The sequence below is a fragment of the Kribbella sp. NBC_00382 genome (assembly GCF_036067295.1).
Taxonomy (GTDB): Bacteria; Actinomycetota; Actinomycetes; order Propionibacteriales; family Kribbellaceae; genus Kribbella.
In genome coordinates, this window is record NZ_CP107954.1 from 1,528,909 (window position 1) to 1,545,412 (window position 16,504).

Here is a 16,504-nt window from a genome sequence, read left to right on the forward strand (position 1 = left end):
CCTTAATGTCAGGATTGTGCTCGACATGTCAGACTCGCCGCTCCTCCCCCCATCAGGCCCAGCATCGGCGCTGCACGAGCCGATCCTCGACTGGTACGCCGAGAACGCCCGCACCCTGCCTTGGCGGGAGCCCGACGCGGGCGCATGGGCGGTGATGGTCAGCGAGTTCATGCTGCAGCAGACACCGGTCGCGCGGGTGCTCCCGGCGTACGAGGTGTGGATGCGGCGCTGGCCCAAGCCGGCTGACCTGGCTGCGGAGGCTCCAGGTGAGGCTGTGCGGGCTTGGGACCGTCTGGGGTACCCCCGCCGTGCGCTGCGGCTCCATGCGGCGGCTAGGGCGATTGTGGAGGAGCACGGCGGCGTAGTACCGGATGACCACGCGGCACTGCTCGCACTGCCGGGCGTGGGGACGTACACGGCGGCTGCGATCGCGTCATTCGCCTACGGCCAGCGGCACGCGGTAGTAGACACCAATGTGCGCCGAGTCTTCGCCCGAGCCCTCACTGGAGCGGCTCAGCCGAGCATCTCGCCCACAGCCGGGGACCTGCGCCTGGCTGTCTCCGCGCTACCCGCAGACGAGTCCACTGCAGCCCGCTGGGCTGTAGCGACGATGGAGCTAGGCGCCCTCATCTGCACCGCCCGCACCCCACGCTGCGCCGACTGCCCGATCCGCGCCCAATGTGCCTGGGTCCAAGCCGGCAGCTCGCCCTACGACGGCCCACCCCGCAAAGGCCAAACCTACGAAGGCACAGACCGCCAGGTCCGCGGCCGCCTACTCGCAGTACTACGAGCCGCCCACGGCCCGGTCGCCAAGAGCGAACTGGACGCCTGCTGGCCGGAGCAGATCCAACGCGAACGAGCCCTCGACGGCTTGGTCGCCGACGGCCTCGTAGACCCAGTAGACAAAAACAGCTACCGCCTACCGGCCTGACCGGCCGGCCCGGACACGGCAACAGCCCGAGCGGCGAGCCGGTCGGGTGGGGTGGTGCGGCCGACCCGGGGAGCGGGCGGGGTGCTGGGGGCCGGCCCGGGATCGGGCCGGCCTCAGCGGGTCGTACGGGTGGTGATCAGTTCTTCTTGCTGCTGTTCGCCGTCGCCTCGTCGGCGTCGTCGGTGAGCAGGTCCAGCGGCATCGCCGGGCTGCCGGACAACGTGGCCAGCATCTGCCGGACGTTGGTCAGCTGCGCGTTGATGCTGTCGCGACGCTGGGTCGCGGCGGCCAGCTCGCGCTCGGACTCGGCGCGGATCCGCTCCGACTTGTCCTTCGCGGCCGCGACGATCTCCTGCGCCTGACGGTTGGCGTCGGCCAGCTGCTGCTGGGCCAGGCGCTCCGCCTCGGAACGGGACCGGTCGGCCTCGCGCTGCACCTGGGCCGCACGGTCGGTGACCGCCGCCAGCTGCTGCTCGGCCAGCGCCGTACGGGCCGCGAACTCCTGCTCGACCTTGCCCCGGCGCTCGGCCAGGGTGGTCTCGAAGGCAGCCGCCGCCTGAGCGGACTTGGCGCGCTCCTGCTCGTACAGAGCCTGGGCCTCGCTGCGGCGCGCGGTCGCGTCGCGCTCGGCTTCGTCACGCATGTCGTCGGCCTGGGTACGCGCCTCCTCGAGGATGCGGGCAGCCTCGGCGTCGACCTCGCTCTTCCAGTCCAGGGAGTACTGCTCGGCCTCCTTGCGGACCTTCTTGGCGTGCACGTCGGCGTCGGCGACGATCGCGTCGGCGTCGGTACGGGCCCGGGTGACCAGGTCGCGGGCCTCGTCGTCGGCCAGCGACAGGATCTTGGCGACCCGCTCACCGAACTCGGTGAAGGTGGGCGTGCGGTCCTTGTTGTCCTCCTGGGCGGTGATGACGGCCGACTCGGCCGCATCCGTCCGGGACTGCAGCTCCTGAACGTGGCGCTGCAGCTGCTCCGACTGCTGCTGCAGTGCGGTCAGCGAGGTGGTCAGCTCACGAACGTGCTGGTCCACCTGGGCAGGCTCATAGCCACGCAGAACGGTGCGGAACGGGGTTGGGGATTCACTGCTCATGTCTTCTGATGCTCACTTCGGTGGGTGGGTGGATCACACATTGTCACTGACAAGGATCTGACTGTCACGTCCTCATCCTGATTCCCCCGTGGAACCCTCGCTACCGGACATTCCACCACCTGCGCGGAACCCCGGTACAGCGAGTGCCTCGATCACACCCGAAAGCTGGGTGAGCTCCTTGGTGATCTCGTCCCTGCGCTGGTTCAGCGCAGCGACCCTCGCCTCGGCGTCGGCGAGAAGTTTTCGGGCCTGCGCGCGCAGCTCGTCGGAGTGCTCGCGGGCCTGCGCCTCGAGGCCCTGGGCCTCGGCGCGTGCCTTGCGGATCAGCTCGTGCGACTGGCGCTGGGCATTGGCCAGATCGTTCGCAGCCTGCTCGCGCAGTACCTGGGTGCTGACCTTGGCCTCGGCCTCGCGGCGGTTGGCCCGGGTGATGATCTCCTGGGCCTCCACCTCGGCGTTGGCCTTCAGCCGGTCGGCCTTCGCCTGCGCCTGCGAGGTCACCTTGTCGGCCTGCTGGGTGATCGAGGCCAATGTCGTCTCAGCCTGCTCGTTGGCCGAGGCCAGCGTCTTCTCGGCGAGCGCGGTCAGCTCCGCGTTCTCCTTGGCGATCGTGGTCTGGGTCTCCTTGAGCCGGCTGGTCGAGCGGCTGACCACGCGGCGCAGGTGCGCACGCTTGGCCCGGGCCAGCTCGGCGACCTCGATCGCGGCCCGGTCGCGGATCCCGCGGGCCTCCTGCTCGGCCGTGGCGACCAGGTCGTCGACGGTCTTCTTGCTCCAGGCGGTCTGCTTCTCGGCCTCGGCGAGCGCCGTCTCGGCCGCCTTGTTCGCATCCTCGACGATCCGCTGCGCCTCCGCGGCCGCCGTACGCCGGTCTGCCTCGATGCTGTCGACGACGAGCTTGGCCTGCGCCCGCGCGTCGGCCATCAGCCGCTCGTTCGCCTGCTCGGTCTCGGCCTTCCGGGCGGCGATCTCCTCGACCGCGGCGGCCCGGAGCTTGTCGATCTCGAGCGAGATGGCGGCGAGCTTGGCGCGCTCGGTCTCCTCGAGCTCAGCCGTCCGGCGCTCGAGCTCGCTCCGGTTCTCACCCCGCAGGCGCTCGATCTCGGCGTGCGCGGCGGCGATCTGGGCGCGGGACTTCTCCCGGGCCGTCTCCGCCTCGCGTTCGACGGTGGTCCGCAGCTCGATCGCCTCGGACTCGGCGCGGGCGATCAGCTCGGCCTCGTTGCGTACCGCGGCCTGCGAGACGAGTGCTGCCTGCTCGCCGGCGTCGGCGACCAGCAACTGGGCCTCACGGCTCGCCCGGTCCACTGCCTGCGCGGCTGCCTCGCGGGCCTGCTTGGCCTCTTCGACGAGATCGTCGGCTTCTTCCTTCAGCTGCGCGGCCTCGGCCTCCGCCGCGGCGATCCGCCGATCGGCCGCTGCCTGCGACTCCTCTCGCAACCGGTCTGCCGTCGCGTGCGAGTCGCTGTGCAACTGCTCAGCAGCCGCCTCGACCTCACTGCGTCGCTTCGCCACCTCGGCATCGACCGCGCTGCGCAACTCCTCAGCAGCGCTCTCCGACTCAGCCTTCAACCGCTCGGCCATCGCGGTCGCCTCGGACCGGACCCGCTCGGCCTCAGCAGTCGACTCGGCCCGCAACCGCTCGGCCGCCTCGGTTGACTCGGCCGTCAGTCGCTCGGCCGCCTCCTGGGCCTCATTGCGAACCCGCTCGGCCTCGGCCGTCGAATCGCCACGGAGCTTCTCGGCAGCGACGGTCGACTCGTGCTGCAAGCGCTCGGCTTCGGCGCGGGCTTCGGAAAGTACTCGGTGAGCCTCATTCTCGGACTCACTGCGAAGCTGCTCGGCCGCGTGCTCGGCATCGCTGAGCAGTCGCTGGGCGCCGGCTTGGGCATCGGCGCGCAGCTTCTGGACCGCTTGCTCGGCCTCCGCACGCAGCGCCTGCGTCTCTTCCTCGGCCGCCGCGCGCAACTCCTGCGCATGCCGCTCAGCCTCAGCCTGCAGCCGCTCGGACTCGGCGCGGATCCGCTCCGCCTCTTCCAGCGCGTTGTCGTTCTCGTACTCCGCCTGCTCGCGCAGGGTGTCCGCGATCCGCTGCGCCCGCTCCAGCACACCGCCCGCTTGCCGCACGCCAAAGGAACCGGCGTCGGGGACCGGTTCCTGGGTCAGCGGCAGACGCTGTGCGTCCATGCGACGAGATGATTCCATCTCCGGCCCCCTCTCCAACAGTCCGGGTCCCAAAGCCGTGGTCACGTAGCTACAACGAGCGAGTTCAGGTGACGGGTAACTTCTTTTCATGCCGCTGCGCGATCTTCCCACTGAATCGAAGGCCGCGGCGGCCCTGCTCCGGACAGAGGAGCTGGGACACCGAAGGACCTTACGACGAACCCAGTGGCAAGGTGTAACCCTCGCGTGTCTCTCGGTGGTCTCCGCGGTGGCCATCCTGTTGCCAGGCAGCGCGAGCACAGGCTGTTACCTCTGGCGGGCAACAACCCAGCCCGTGAGCGGCCGCGGCGCGGCTCTCCTACTACCCCTCACGCTGATCGCCCTGGTACTCGCGGATCGCTTGTCTGCGGACAGAATCGCGCTTCGCCGGCAGGTGCGCGGTTGGGGTGCGGTAGCGGTCGTACTCGTCGCCGCGACCGCATGGACCGGCCTTGCCTGGCAAGGGCGATCAGGCTGCGCGACCTCACCGGCTGTGATCGGTTTCGTCGTCTCGGGCGGGCTGGCAGCGGTCATCGCCACCTATTGGGCGACCAGGTTGCCGACTGTTTCACCGCTGCTCGGCGACTCCTCGGCGGCGGAAAATTCTTCGAAAGAAAGTCTCGATCAGTCCGAATTGCGAGCAATCTTCCTCGAATTGGTCGCATCAACCGAGCGGCCGGCGATCTCGCGCCCGGTCGTCGTCCCCGTTCTGGCCGGCTCGCTCGCCGCGATGCTCCTGCTTTCAACTGTTCTCCCCTGGCGCGAACTCCGCGACCCGGTATCCCTCGGCCCGGCCGGCGCAGAGGCCGGCCTGATCCGCGTCCAACTCTGGGAACTCCCGTACGCCGAGACCTGGGCTGTACTGCTCGCCCTAGCCGCCATCGCCGTGCTCTGCGCAGCTGTCGCTCGGTTGATGCCAGTGCTGCGACCTGCATCCGTACTGGCCGGCACTCTCGTAATAGCAGGCGTTCTCTCGGCACTGGTCCAATTGCCGGACCAGCTGTCCGATGGCGTCGGCTACCGACCGGGGATCGGCGCCTGGCTCGCACTGGGACTCGGCGTCGCGTTGCTCGGCCTCGGGTTGCTCGATGTCGGGTTGCTCGGCGTCGGTGTTGCTCGCGGACGCCAACTGCTTGCGGCCTTACTGGCTGGGGTTGTCGGCGCAACGGCCGGAGCGTTCGCACCTTCCGCTGCAGGTGCGAAGTACGAGCCTCTAGTGGTTGCAGGGGTTCCGCATCGGCTGCTGGATCTGCAGAGCGGGCAACTGGTCGACAGGTTCGGCATGCGCGTCGCAATCGGCACGTCGGACCCGCTGGACTCGATCGCCGGGCGACTGGACGGTTCGCCGGGCCAGTGGCTTCTCGGGCGTACTGGTTCGGAAGGGTCGACTCTGTTCGAGTACCGCGACGGGGTGGCGCTCCCGCGGGTCACCTTGGGGCATGGCGTGACACCACCTGCCCTGCTCGGTGTCGAGGACAACAAGATGGTCATGCTCGCCGGTGGAGCCGGCAGCCGCCCCTGGGCGATCCTGGCCGTCCCACTGACGCTCGTGACGGCCGACGTCAGCCTGAGCCACAAGAACCCCGATAACACGTACTACGTGACGCCCGACGTGGATGTACTTGCTACCGGCCAAGGCCCGGCTCTCACGCATCGCAATGCGGACCGGTCGGTCGTCATCTGGGGAGGCGCAACCACGTGGCAGATCCCGGCCGATCGCTTGCGGCCTGGCCTGGACCTCAGTGCCTACGTGGTGGACCCGGGGCCGGGTGCACCGGGCAATGCGGTCTCTAGCGGGCCGGACGGCACTACTGCTTGGCGAACCAGTCGTACTGGGCTGGCTCTGCTCCGGCCGGGCTCCAAGCCGCAGCAGCTCACCGGGATCGCACCGGCTGGCTGTTCGCTGAGCAGAGACGCTGCTAGCTCGTCGCTGACGGTCGACGCCTTCGCTGTCGACGTACACGGCAACGTGTGGCTCGGGGGTAGCTCCCCGACTGCAGTCGTCACACCAGATGGCGTACTGCGTGAGCTGCCGGGCGGAGCCGCTGGGGTGGACAGCATCGAGGCGCGGCCGGATGGGTCGGTGTTGGTGGGGACGTCGCCTGGTGGTGGCGACCAGGTGCTTGAGATCGCGGGTGCTGCCGATGCGGCCTCGTCATACCCTGCTGCGCCCGAGCCGGACGCACGGTGTGATCGCCGGACGCCGGCTGGTGGGAGTACGGAGTACAGGGCGACTGTGTTGCCGGTGGTGCCTGCTGTGGATCCGCCGGGGAAGGTAGCGGCCGGTACTGCGACTCAGCTCGGGCTGGACGGGACTGGGCGGCTGGTGCAGGTCCGCTTGCCCAATGCGGCGCATGTATGGGCTCCGGACGGTCTGGGCGGTGTCTGGTGGACTGTGAGCGGACCGGGTAAGGCGTCCAACGAAGTCGGTGTCCATCTGGTGGGTGGCTCGACCACGGTCGTACGGGATCCTGCGCCTGGACTGCCTAGCCAGCGGGGCGAGTTCGCGGCTGCTGCTGGGGATCGGCTCGTTACTGCGATCGGTGGGAACCTCTACAACTTCTATGGGCCAGGTGCGCAGGTCAGGCGGGTCCAGGTGGCGGGCGGGCTGCGGCCGGACGGCCTTGTCCAGTTGAGTTCTGGGGATGCGGCGATGGTGCTCGATGAGCGGCTTGTGCTGGTGGGCCGGAACGGGCGGACCACTCCGCTCTTCGGTGGGGCCGCCACCGGCTGGCCGATTTCGTCGACCAGCGTCGCGCCGAGTCAGTGGACGACGGACGGCAGCTGGTCCGCCGGGCCAGACGGCAAGCTCTGGGGGTACGACGGCAGCAACCTGGTCCGCGTCGAGGGTCCTGGACGGATCACCACGATCGGCGGTCCGGCCCAAGGAGTACCGCAAGCAGCCGACGAAGTCACCGTCATCGGCAAGACTCTTTTCTTTGCCTTAGGCAACGACATCGTCCGGCTGGACCCGCGATGACCGAACTGCCACCCGACGAACAACTCCCGGTGAAGCTCGACGCCCTCGAGCAGGAGCTGGCTACTCAACAGCACCGATGGTTCGCCCTCGCGATGCTGCTGGCGGCCGTCGCAACCGGACTCACATTGCTGCTCCCGTGGACCTTCAGCCGCCGCCTGGGCCTGTCCGTCTGGCAACTAGGCATAGAAATCCACCCCACCCTCGCCCTCACCTGGGCAGCCGCCCTCATCACCACCATCCTCACCCTCGCGCTACCTCCCGGCCCCAAATCCCAAGCCAGCGCAGCAACCACCGCCGTCATCACCCTCATCCACCTAGCCACCTGCTGGCAGTCCGAGGCCCTCCCCCTCACCGACACCTGGCCAGGCCCAGGCCCCACCCTCGCCCTTATCACCACCACCATCTGGCTCCTAACCACCACAGCCCACCTCCTAACCACCCACCTCCACCCCCAACCCCCAACCCCCGACTCCCTAACCACCGCCCACTCCCGCCTCCGCCACCTCCACCGCCCCATCTCGCCCACCCCGCCCGGCGCCCCGAACTTGCCGAGCCGAGCCGGCCCACCCGGCGCCCCGAACTTGCCGAACCGAGCCGGCCCACCCGGCGGCCCACCGAACCGAGGAGGCTAATAGCCCGATCCGGGCGTACAACCCACCCCAAAGCCGGCCAGAAACCTCCCCGACCCCACACCCACCCGCTCCCCAAACGGGCGGGCCCCGCCCAACCCCACCACTGGCGACCTCGGACCCCCACCGGCCACCTCGGACACCCCGTGACGACCTCGGACAAGCAATAACTTGTTCAAGGTCCCCAGTTGGTGTCCGAGCCCACCACTGGCGGGCTCGGACAACCACTGGCCACCTCGGACATCCAGTGGCTACCTCGGACATCCAGTGGCTACCTCGGACATCCAGTGGCTACCTCGGACATCCAGTGGCTACCTCGGACAGGCAATAACTTGTTCAAGGTGCCTAGTTGGTGTCCGAGGTCGCCAGTTGTGGGGCGGTGTGGGGCAGGGCGCTTTCTGGGGGGCGTGGCGGGTTTGGGTCGCTCGGTGGAGGGAGGGGGTCCCTCGCGGGGTTGAGGTGGTGGGGGTTGGGGTGCGGGAAGGTGGAGGGGTGAGCCTCATCGCTGTCCGCCGGATGCGGGTGTGGTTGCCCGTGGTGGTGGCTTGCCTGTCGCTGGGGCTCGGGGGCTATGGGGTCGTCGGGCTGTTCGGCGGAGTCGGCGGGGTGTTCGGCGGAGTCGGCGGGGTGTTCGGCGGAGTCGGCGGGGTGTTCGGCGGTGGTCCGGTCGGCATCGGAGGGTTGGCTGGGGTGTTCGGGGCTGATGGGCTCGGCTTCCTGCCGGGGCGGGTGGGTGCGGGGGCCGTGGCAGTGCTGGGGTTGAGCGGAGTACCGGCTGCTGTTGGGCATGGGCGGACTGAGTGGAGTCCGGCGGCGTACCGGCCGTTGTTGTGGTTTACCGGGCTGCAGGTGGTGGGGGCTGCGGGAGTGTTGGTGGCGTCCGGGGCCGGCCCTGGGATGCGGGTGTACGCGGTCGTGCTGGGTGCGGGCTGGGCGGCGCTGGGGGTCCGAGGGCTTCGGGGACTTCGGTACAGCCGCATGAACAGCCACACGATCAGTCGTACGAACTGATGGGGACAGCGAAGGGCCCCGCGGACGTGGCGTCCGCGGGGCCCTTCGGTGCTACTAGGGGACTCAGGTGTCCTGGAGGCCCGAGGTGCCGCCGCCGGCGATCTCGGTGAGTTCCAGGTCCGGGTCCGCAGCGGTGCTCTTCTGAGCGCCGGTGAAGGTGAAGAACTCCGGTACGCCGTCCTCGCTGACGGTGCCCTCGGGGGCGACGTCGACAAGCACGATCTGGCCGGGACGCAGTTCCCCGAACAGGATCTTCTCGGCGAGCACGTCCTCCACGTCACGCTGCAGCGCGCGACGCAGCGGGCGGGCGCCCAGGATCGGGTCGAAGCCACGCTCGGCGACCAGTGCCTTCGCCGCCGGGGTGAGCTCGATGCCCATGTCCTTGTCCTTCAGCCGCTCTTCCACCTGCGCGACCATCAGGTCGACGATCTGCACGATCTCTTCCTTGCCGTGCTGGTGGAAGACCACGATCTCGTCGACGCGGTTCAGGAACTCGGGACGGAAGTGCTGCTTCAGCTCGTCCGTCACCTTCGCCTTCATCTTGTCGTACGACCCGACCACGTCGTTGGCTCGCTGGAAGCCGGTGCTGACCGACTTGGCGATGTCCCGGGTGCCCAGGTTCGTGGTCATGATGATCACGGTGTTCTTGAAGTCGACCACGCGGCCCTGGGCGTCGGTCAGACGACCCTCGTCCAGGATCTGCAGCAGCGAGTTGAAGATGTCCGGGTGGGCCTTCTCCACCTCGTCGAACAGCACCACGCTGAACGGCTTGCGGCGGACCTTCTCGGTCAGCTGGCCGCCCTCTTCGTAGCCGACGTACCCGGGAGGCGAACCGAACAGCCGCGAGGCCGTGTGCTTCTCGGAGTACTCCGACATGTCGAGGCTGATCAGCGACTTCTCGTCACCGAACAGGAACTCGGTCAGTGCCTTGGACAGCTCGGTCTTACCGACACCGGACGGGCCGGCGAAGATGAACGAGCCGCTCGGCCGGCGCGGGTCCTTCAGACCCGCACGGGTCCGCCGGATCGACCGGGACAGCGCCTTCACGGCGTCGACCTGACCGATGTACCGCTTGGCCAGCTCCTCCTCCATCTTCAGCAGTCGCGAGGACTCCTCCTCGGTCAGCTGGAAGACGGGGATGCCGGTCGCGGTGCTGAGCACCTCGGCGATCAGCTCCTCGTCGACCTCGGCGACGACGTCCATGTCGCCGGCCTTCCACTGCTTCTCCCGCTCGGCCTTCGCGTTGATCAGCTTCTTCTCGTCATCACGAAGAGAGGCCGCCCGCTCGAAGTCCTGGGCGTCGATCGCCGACTCCTTCTCCCGGCGCACGTTCGCGATCTTCTCGTCGAACTCGCGCAGGTCCGGCGGAGCGGTCATCCGGCGGATCCGCAACCGGGAACCGGCCTCGTCGATCAGGTCGATCGCCTTGTCCGGGAGGAAGCGGTCCGAGATGTACCGGTCGGCCATCTGCGCCGAGGCGACCAGGGCCGGGTCGGTGATGGTGACCCGGTGGTGCGCCTCGTAGCGGTCCCGCAGACCCTTGAGGATCTCGATCGTGTGTGCGATCGAGGGCTCGGCCACCTGGATCGGCTGGAAGCGGCGCTCCAGCGCGGCGTCCTTCTCGACGTACTTGCGGTACTCGTCGAGGGTGGTGGCGCCGATGGTCTGCAGCTCGCCACGGGCCAGCATCGGCTTCAGGATGCTGGCCGCGTCGATCGCGCCCTCGGCGGCACCCGCACCCACCAGGGTGTGGATCTCGTCGATGAACAGCACGATGTCGCCGCGGGTGCGGATCTCCTTGAGGACCTTCTTCAGCCGCTCCTCGAAGTCACCGCGATAGCGCGACCCGGCCACCAGCGCGCCGAGGTCGAGCGTGTAGATCTGCTTGTCCTTCAGGGTCTCGGGCACGTCGCCACGCACGATCGCCTGGGCCAGGCCCTCGACGATCGCGGTCTTGCCGACGCCCGGCTCACCGATCAGGACCGGGTTGTTCTTGGTCCGCCGGGACAGCACCTGCATGACCCGCTCGATCTCCTTCTCGCGCCCGATCACCGGGTCGAGCTTGGACTCGCGGGCGGCCTGGGTGAGGTTCCGGCCGAACTGGTCGAGCACCAGAGAGCTGCTCGGGGCACCTTCGGTGGCCCCGGAGCCGGCGGTCGCCGTCTCCTTGCCCTGGTATCCCGAAAGCAGCTGGATGACCTGCTGCCGGACCTTGTTCAGGTCCGCTCCGAGCTTGACCAGGACCTGCGCGGCGACACCCTCACCCTCGCGGATGAGGCCGAGCAGGATGTGCTCGGTGCCGATGTAGTTGTGGCCCAACTGCAGGGCCTCACGCAGGGAGAGCTCCAGTACCTTCTTGGCGCGAGGGGTGAACGGGATGTGGCCGCTCGGAGCCTGCTGTCCCTGGCCGATGATTTCCTCGACCTGAGAACGGACAGCCTCCAGCGAGATACCAAGGCTCTCCAGAGCCTTGGCGGCGACACCCTCACCCTCGTGGATCAGGCCGAGCAGGATGTGCTCGGTCCCGATGTAGTTGTGGCTGAGCATCCTGGCCTCTTCCTGGGCCAGGACGACTACCCGACGGGCGCGGTCCGTAAATCGTTCAAACATCGCCAAAGCGCTCCTTGCCTCAGAGGAGTCGGACGTGCCGTGTAGGCCGACCCCCGTACATGCATGCTAGTCCCCGGCACCGACGGGCTCGCTCTCAGCGAACAAGCGAAGTCCTCCGGTACGGCCGCGAAGTGGGGATCACAAGGGAACAACCCCGCTCAGCGCCCCGGTGTTCCCGGCGCGCCCGGTGTTCGCCACCAGCGAATTCATCCGCATTGCTGCCCGGTCAGGGACCGGCTCGCGCCGACCCGCCCGGATCTGTCCACACTGTGAAACGGCCGGAATGCGGACGGTCCCGGCGCCTTCAACAGGCACCGGGACCGGCAAAGTCCGGAAAAAACTACTTCGCGTCGTTGTAGGCCGCGCGGACCTCGGCCGAGATCCGGCCGCGCTCGCTGACCTCGTAGCCGTTGTCCTTGGCCCACGCGCGGATGTCCGCGGAGTCGGTCGCGGACCGGCCGCGGCCGCGGGTCCGGCCGGCGCTACCCCGGCGGCCGGAGACCCGGCGCCCGGCGCCGACATAGCCGGCCAGGGCGTCGCGCAGCTTGGCCGCATTCTTTTTCGACAGGTCGATCTCGTACGTCGAACCGTCCAGTCCGAAGGTCACGGTCTCGTCGGCCTTACCGCCGTCGAGATCGTCCTCGAGAACCACCTGAACCCTTTGCGCCATCTTGTGACAGTCCTTTCCGCGCCCGCCACCGGGCACAATCCCCCTGCCGAATTTCTTGTTACTGATTTCTACAGCACAAACCGGCAACTTGTCATTCAACAGGCGGAATGGGCAGGAAAGATGTGACTAAAGCCTCCGAACCCGCCGACGCAGCGCATCCGTCGTGACGATGGGTATTCATCGCGCTCACCCGCCGGATCGTGGAAAGAATCGGACCCGGGAATGGATTTGGCCGTTGGTTGTGCTATGCAACGGCCGGGTGCCGATTCAGAAAGTCGGCCGGCCGGCCGGGCCCGGCAACGGCTGTGCTACCAGGCGTTCACGCCGGATCACCGGATCGTTCAGCTCCGGATAGTCACCGATAGCCGGCCGAATCCTAATCGCCGATAGCCTGGTGACCGACCGCCACCGGCAACGAATCCTTTGCCCGTACTACGTCCCTCCGGGCCACCAGAACACCCGTAACCACTGCGCAGCCGACGGCGAGCACCCCGGCGACGACGAAGGTGGCCCGAGGCCCGAGCAGCGAACCGGTGACGCCACCCAGGAGTAGAGCCACCAACGAGCACGCGCGCGCAGTACCGGTTAATGCAGCCACTACCCGGCCACGGAGAGCATCGAGCGAGCGGGTCACTACCAAGGTGCTCGTTGCGGCATTGAGCATCCCTCCACCGAAACCCACTGTTACCGCCCCGATCACCAGCGGAACCACTCCACCGGCCAGGCCCATGAGTACACAGGAGGCGCCAATGGCCGCAGTACCGGCCAAAACTGCCCGGGTGCGAGTCAGATCGCTCTTCAACCGGCCCGTGAACCAGGCCCCGGCGATGGCACCTGCTCCCTGGGCGGCCAGTACCAGTCCGTAGCCGGTCGGGCCGAGACCTATCTCGTTCCTGATCAGCAGGACCTCGACCACATTCACCGCCTCCCCGACCAGGATGAACACCCACAGGGCAGGTACGAGCACCTGCAGCAGCTTGTCGGCGAAGAGGCTGCGTAGACCGGCCGTCATGGCCCCACGCTCCTTCGGTGCTCCCGGCAACGGAGTACGGCGGGTCCGAACCAGCTGGGCGATGACGGCCAGCCCGAGGAAGGTCGAGGCATCGACCAGGAGAGCGACCCGGTCACCTGTGAGCCCGACCAGTACGCCGCCCGCGGCCGACCCAACCAGAGTCGCTGCACCGATCAGAGCCTGGCTGGCCCCGGTGGCCCGGCCCACCAGCTCGTCGCCGACGATCCGTGGGATCAGCGCTGCCCAGGCCGGTCCTGCGACCGCTTGGCCGACCTGCAGCAAGCAGACCAGCGCCAAGGTGGCCGCCAGGCCGTGACTGAGGGCGAGCCCGATACCGGCCGCCGCCTGGAGCAACGACGCCAACACCAGTACGCGACGCGAGTCGTACGCATCCACGATCCGGCCCGCGAACGGGATCATCACCACGGTCGGCACGGCGAAGGCCAGCAGCAACGCGGTGATCGCCGCCGTCGAGCCAGTGCCGTCGGAGACCCGGAGCATCAACGCCACCAGGGCGATCGAGTCCCCGGCGTACGAGACCGCGCGGGCCGGCAGGACCAGCCGGATGTCGCGGTGCGACCAGAGCGGAGCCGCTGCCGTAGTACCGGAAGTGTGAAGTGGTTGCTTCATAACTCTGAAGCTAATGCTTCAGATATCGGATCGTCAAGGGACCGGCTACGCTGTCGGGCGTGGCCGCGAAGAAGAAGCGCGTGGTGCTGACCGACCCGCGAGCGATCCGCGCCCTGGCGCACCCGGCCCGGCAGCGGATCATCGACGAGCTGTACTCCGGCCGCGTGCTGACCGCGACCGAATGCGCCGAGCTGGCCGGGCTGACCCCGTCGGCGACCAGCTATCACCTGCGCGCACTCGAGCGCTGGGGCATCATCGAGCGGGCCGAGAGTTCGACCGACGGGCGCGAACGGCCCTGGAAGGCGCCCGCCACCAGCCTGGTGGTGCCGAACCAGCCCAACGGCGCCGGCCGGCTGGCCAGTCAGGCGATCATGCGCAGCAACGTCGACCGGATGATGGAGCAGTTCGAGGAGCTGCCCAGCGACGACCCCTGGGACGGCGTCAGCGCGCTGAACCGCAGCCGGCTGTGGCTCACCAAGGCCGAGACCAAGCAACTCGACAAGGACCTGCTCGAGGTGCTCGACCGCTACCGTCGCGGCCGCTCGGCCGCCAATCACCCGGCCGGCACCCGGCAGGTCAGCACCTTGCTGGCAATTATCCCCACCGGCAAGCCGCCGGCCGACGACTGAACGTCACGGACCGTCACCGAACGATTCAGCCGAAGAAACCCTGAAATTCCCCCGGAATAGCTCCCAGATCAGCTATTCGCTTGCCTCGCGGTGCCAGGATGGGGGTATGGGGGCAACGACATTACATGCGCTGGCGATCGCGATCCCGACCGGTGGGGTGGCGATCCTCGCCTATCTGGTGGTCGGCCTGGTGATCGGGGTCGAGTCGATGGGTGTGCCACTGCCCGGCGAGACGACGCTGATCGCCGCCGCGCTGCTGGCGTCGCAGCACGACCTGAACATCGTCTTCGTGATCGCCGCGGCCGCGGCCGGCGCGATCATCGGCGACTCGATCGGGTACTTCATCGGCCGGAAGGCGGGTCGCGGGCTGTTCGAGCGGCTCGGCCGGCGGTTCCACCACTTCTCCGAGGAACGGATCGTGAAGGCGGAGAGGTACTTCCACAAGTACGGCGTCTGGACGGTCTTCTTCGGCCGGTTCGTCGCACTGCTGCGGATCTTCGCCGGCCCGATGGCGGGCATGCTGCGGATGCACTACCCACGGTTCCTGGCCGCCAACGCGGCCGGCGGTATCGCCTGGTCGACCACGATCGGCGTGGTCGCGTACAAGGTCGGGGACAACGCCGACAAGATCTTCGGCGAGGTGTCGGTCTGGGCCCTGGTCGCGATCGGCGCCGCGCTCGTGGTGGCGTACGCGGTCTACAAGATCCGCAAGCGGCGCCACGCGGTACCGGCGGTCACGGAACCCGCGGCCGACGCGGGCGCAGTACCCGCTGAGTCAGCGGACGCTTAGGGCCAGGGTCTGGGTCGTCTTGCCGAGCATCGGGCGGCCCAGCGACATCGCGGCGGGGACCACGAACCGGTAGGCGAAGATGCCGGGCTGGGTGACCTTGAAGGCGATCACTGCCTGTCCCCTGCGCATCGGGACCCGCAGGCTGACCCAGTGCCTGGACTGCTTGTTCCAGGACTGGAAGGTGACCACCGTGTTCATGGCCGGCCTGACCACGACGATCGCGGTGACCGTCTCGCCGCGCTTCTTCATCGCGCCGCCGAGGAAGCCGGTCGTCTGGATCCGGACGACCGTGCGAGTCAGCCGCGCCTTGCTCGTCGACTGCGAGGCGACCGAGCCGACCTCGCTGTAGTCCTCGGTCATCACCTTGTATGGCCGGCTGGCGCTCGTCACGACCGGGATCTCGTAGTGCCCGCCCGAAGTGGTCTTGCCACGCCCGGCCGGTGTCCAGCGCCCACGGGGAGTCACCTGGGTCAGTACCACGACGGGCAGCCCGGCGGACGTCGTACGTTGCTGCACGCAGCTACCTTCGTCGGCGCAGACAACCTGCTGGAGGATCGACCGGCCGCGGATCTTGATCGGCAGCCCGTACTGCGCGACGGCGGGGATCGAGGCCTCGGTGGTACTGGTCCGGGCCGTGATCTGGCCGCCGACGGCCGTCGACCACTCGTTCTGGGCGCGCAGCTGGAAGAGGTACGGCGGCTTCAGGTTCTTGACCACCTGCCGCGTCGAGGTGGTGCCCGGGCCGGCGCTGCGCAGCGGTTGGCCAGGGCGGCCGACGACGGGGACGTACAGCTGGGTCTGGGCGGCCACGTCGAGCGGGTCGTTCAGGGTGAAGTCCTCCGGCTGGGGCGGTACCGTCCAGCGGATCAGGACGTCGCTCTTGCCGGTCGGGGTCGCCGACGCGCCGTTCGGCCGGACGGGTCCGCTCGTGTCGAAGACCGGTGAGCTGGCGAGCTTGCTGGTCATCCCGCCGGTCGAGGTGCCGATGCCGACGGAGACCTTGTAGCTGCCGTCCGGCGGGAAGGCCGACGCCGGGATCGCCCAGGTGTTGGGGGCGTCGGCGGCGATGAACTTCACGTACGACGGGCTGGTGCTGAGCACGCCCTCGATGGTGATGCGGTTCGGGGCGCTGGAGTCGTCCCAGCTGACCTTGACCTCTTGCCGGGTGCTGTCGGCCCAGGCGATCGTCACCTTGGTCGGGATGGGATCCGACGAACAAGCGGTCAGCAGGGTCGCGCCGATCGCGGTCGCCAGGGCGGCCGATACGACGCTGCGGAACCTCACCATCTGGCCTCACCCAAACTCGCGGACGGTCGCGTA

General features: G+C 68.5%; 12 protein-coding genes. 6 read left to right on the forward strand and 6 right to left on the reverse strand.

The features are described 5' to 3' along the window. The first annotated feature begins 25 nt into the window (after window positions 1-25). Window positions 26-931 (forward strand): A/G-specific adenine glycosylase, encoded by a 906-nt coding sequence (locus OHA70_RS07635; RefSeq protein ID WP_328330027.1) that lies wholly within the window; start codon window positions 26-28, stop codon window positions 929-931. Between the two features lie 136 nt (window positions 932-1,067). Here OHA70_RS07635 and OHA70_RS07640 read toward each other — a convergent pair whose 3' ends face one another. Then, a complete protein-coding gene (locus tag OHA70_RS07640) occupies window positions 1,068-2,021 on the reverse strand; it encodes a DivIVA domain-containing protein (protein WP_270135943.1) in 954 nt (317 codons plus the stop codon). A 72-nt stretch (window positions 2,022-2,093) separates the two neighbouring features. Next, window positions 2,094-4,208, reverse strand: a complete 2,115-nt coding sequence (locus tag OHA70_RS07645; RefSeq protein WP_328330031.1) for a kinetoplast-associated-like protein — start codon at window positions 4,206-4,208, stop codon at window positions 2,094-2,096. Between the two features lie 310 nt (window positions 4,209-4,518). On the opposite strand from OHA70_RS07645, the gene OHA70_RS07650 reads away from it, so the two are divergent. The 3 genes from OHA70_RS07650 (at window position 4,519) to OHA70_RS07660 (ending at window position 8,843) form a co-directional block, all read left to right on the forward strand. After that, window positions 4,519-7,203 carry a hypothetical protein gene (locus tag OHA70_RS07650; RefSeq protein ID WP_328330034.1) on the forward strand — a complete coding sequence of 895 codons (2,685 nt, stop codon included), beginning with the start codon at window positions 4,519-4,521 and terminating at the stop codon, window positions 7,201-7,203. Continuing rightward, window positions 7,200-7,835 carry a hypothetical protein gene (locus tag OHA70_RS07655; protein WP_328330036.1) on the forward strand — a complete coding sequence of 212 codons (636 nt, stop codon included), beginning with the start codon at window positions 7,200-7,202 and terminating at the stop codon, window positions 7,833-7,835. Before OHA70_RS07650 ends, OHA70_RS07655 begins: the two co-directional genes overlap by 4 nt. A 489-nt stretch (window positions 7,836-8,324) precedes the next feature. Continuing rightward, window positions 8,325-8,843, forward strand: coding sequence for a hypothetical protein (locus tag OHA70_RS07660; RefSeq protein WP_328330038.1), 519 nt, complete (start codon window positions 8,325-8,327; stop codon window positions 8,841-8,843). 63 nt (window positions 8,844-8,906) lie between these two features. Here the strand turns inward: OHA70_RS07660 and OHA70_RS07665 are convergent, their stop codons facing one another. From OHA70_RS07665 to OHA70_RS07675, 3 genes are all read right to left on the reverse strand, one after another. Next, on the reverse strand, window positions 8,907-11,453 hold the full coding sequence (locus tag OHA70_RS07665; protein WP_328330040.1) for an ATP-dependent Clp protease ATP-binding subunit: 2,547 nt from the start codon (window positions 11,451-11,453) through the stop codon (window positions 8,907-8,909). Window positions 11,454-11,793: 340 nt separating this feature from the next. Next, window positions 11,794-12,123, reverse strand: a complete 330-nt coding sequence (locus tag OHA70_RS07670; RefSeq protein WP_328330042.1) for a histone-like nucleoid-structuring protein Lsr2 — start codon at window positions 12,121-12,123, stop codon at window positions 11,794-11,796. A gap of 376 nt (window positions 12,124-12,499) precedes the next feature. Further along, the gene (locus OHA70_RS07675; protein WP_328330044.1) at window positions 12,500-13,765 is read right to left on the reverse strand and encodes an MFS transporter; all 1,266 of its coding nucleotides are present in this window, start codon (window positions 13,763-13,765) and stop codon (window positions 12,500-12,502) included. A gap of 59 nt (window positions 13,766-13,824) precedes the next feature. Here OHA70_RS07675 and OHA70_RS07680 point away from each other — a divergent pair, with 59 nt between their 5' ends. Beyond that, the gene (locus OHA70_RS07680) at window positions 13,825-14,394 is read left to right on the forward strand and encodes an ArsR/SmtB family transcription factor (RefSeq protein WP_328330046.1); all 570 of its coding nucleotides are present in this window, start codon (window positions 13,825-13,827) and stop codon (window positions 14,392-14,394) included. A 106-nt stretch (window positions 14,395-14,500) separates the two neighbouring features. Further along, window positions 14,501-15,184 (forward strand): DedA family protein, encoded by a 684-nt coding sequence (locus tag OHA70_RS07685; RefSeq protein WP_328330048.1) that lies wholly within the window; start codon window positions 14,501-14,503, stop codon window positions 15,182-15,184. Here OHA70_RS07685 and OHA70_RS07690 read toward each other — a convergent pair. Continuing rightward, window positions 15,170-16,471, reverse strand: coding sequence for a hypothetical protein (locus OHA70_RS07690; protein WP_328330050.1), 1,302 nt, complete (start codon window positions 16,469-16,471; stop codon window positions 15,170-15,172). The genes OHA70_RS07685 and OHA70_RS07690 overlap by 15 nt on opposite strands. Window positions 16,472-16,504: the final 33 nt, after the last annotated feature.